Annotated in this window: 2 protein-coding genes; one reads left to right on the top strand and one right to left on the bottom strand. The window is 75.4% G+C overall.

What is annotated here, in order from left to right; all coding sequences use genetic code 11:
- On the bottom strand, positions 1–544 hold a 544-nt coding region (locus tag ACTUAL_RS23900), incomplete at its 3' end, for an aldehyde dehydrogenase family protein (protein ID WP_440901823.1).
- Positions 545–709: 165 nt separating this feature from the next.
- Between ACTUAL_RS23900 and ACTUAL_RS23895 the strand changes: the two genes are divergently transcribed.
- The coding region (locus ACTUAL_RS23895; protein WP_440901822.1) for a GAF domain-containing protein at positions 710–1,723 on the top strand (1,014 nt) is incomplete at its 3' end.

Here is a 1,723-nt window from a genome sequence, read left to right as displayed (position 1 = left end):
CAGCGATCGCCGGGGCGAGCTTCCACACCGCCATGAGGATCGGGAAGTTCCACGGGATGATCTGGCCGACCACGCCGAGTGGCTCGTGGAAGTGGTAGGCGACGAGGTTCTCGTCGATCTGCGAGATGCCGCCCTCCTGGGCGCGCAGGGCGCCCGCGAAGTAGCGGAAGTGGTCGACCGCGAGCGGCAGGTCGGCCGCCAGGGTCTCGCGCACCGCCTTGCCGTTGTCCCAGGTCTCGGCGACGGCGAGGGCCTCCAGGTTGGCCTCGATCCGGTCGGCGATCTTGTTGAGCACGTTGGCGCGCTCGGCGGGCGAGGTGCGGCCCCACGCGGGCGCGGCGCCGTGGGCGGCGTCCAGGGCGCGCTCGACGTCCTCGGCGGTGCCCCTGGCGACCTCGGTGAACGTCTCGCCGGTGACCGGGGTGGGGTTCTCGAAGTAGCCGCCCTTCGCCGGGGCGGTGAACTCGCCGCCGATGAAGTGGTCGTACCTGCTCCGGTAGCTCACCACGCTGTCCGGTTGCCCCGGTGCCGCGTACTTCGCCATGTGGTCGCCTCCCGCGTCGTTGCGTCGGATGGCCGCAGAACGTAGGCGGGGTTACGTTGCAGCGGCGTTGCACGGCCGACGCGCGCCAGTGCCGAACGGCCCGCGAAGTCCTTGCCGTGCGGGTTCGCCCCGGTCATCCTGGGGTCGAGGGACCTGGAGGCGACGATGCGCGGTGACCCCCTTCTGCTCGCGCGCGAGCACGAGGCGGCGCTGGCCGGTGGTCCCGCCCCCGGCACGCGGCCGGTGATCCTGGAGTCGTGGCGGCGCTCGCTGGCGGCCCGCGTCGACCCGGACAGCCGCGAGGCCCCGCTGGTGCTGGACCGGGACGAGGTGGTGGACCTGCGGGCCGCGCACCCGCTGGCGCAGGCGCTGCCGGTGCTGCGGGAGACGCTGGTGAGCATCGCGGACGACGCCGAGCACGTCATGATCATCACGGACGCGGACGGCCGGGTGCTGTGGTGCGAGGGCTCGGCGCGGGTGCGCGGGATCGCCGAGCGGGTGCACCTGACCGAGGGCGCCCGGTGGAGCGAGGACGCGATCGGCACCAACGCGATGGGCCTGGCGCTGGCCACCGGCGGCCCGGTGACCGTGCACTCGGCGGAGCACCTGGTGCGCACCTGCCACGGCTGGACCTGCGCGGCGAGCCCGGTGACGGACCCGGACAGCGGGCGCACCCTCGGCGTCGTGGACGTGAGCGGGCCGCTGACCAGCCTGCACCCGGCGATGCCCGCGCTGGTGTCGGCGGCGGCGCGGCTGGCCGAGGGGCACCTGCGGACCAGGCTCGCCGAGCGCGACGAGCGGCTGCGGTCGGCGAACATGCGGCACCTGCTGGCGCTGCGCGGCGGTCCCGGCGCGCTGCTGAGCCAGACCGGCCGGGTGCTGGCCGCCGAACCGGGCACCGAGCTGGGCGGCCGGGTCGACGTCGGCCGGGACCGGGTGCGGCTGGCCGACGGGCGCATCGGGGTGCTGGAGCCGCTGGACGAGGGCTACCTGCTGCGGGTGGAGCGGGGCGCGCGGCGCAGGCCGGTGCTGTCGCTGCGGTTCCTCGGCGAGCCGACCGCGGCCCTGGACGGCGACGAGGTCGCGCTGACCCTGCGGCACGCCGAGGTGCTGGTCGCGCTGGCGCTGCACCCGCGCGGGCTCACCGCCGAGCAGCTGGCGCTGCGGCTGTACGGGGAG

It is taken from the genome of Actinosynnema sp. (assembly GCF_052038725.1).
The sequence above is the reverse complement of the archived record's forward strand: the minus strand, read 5'-3'. Positions and strand labels throughout refer to the sequence as shown.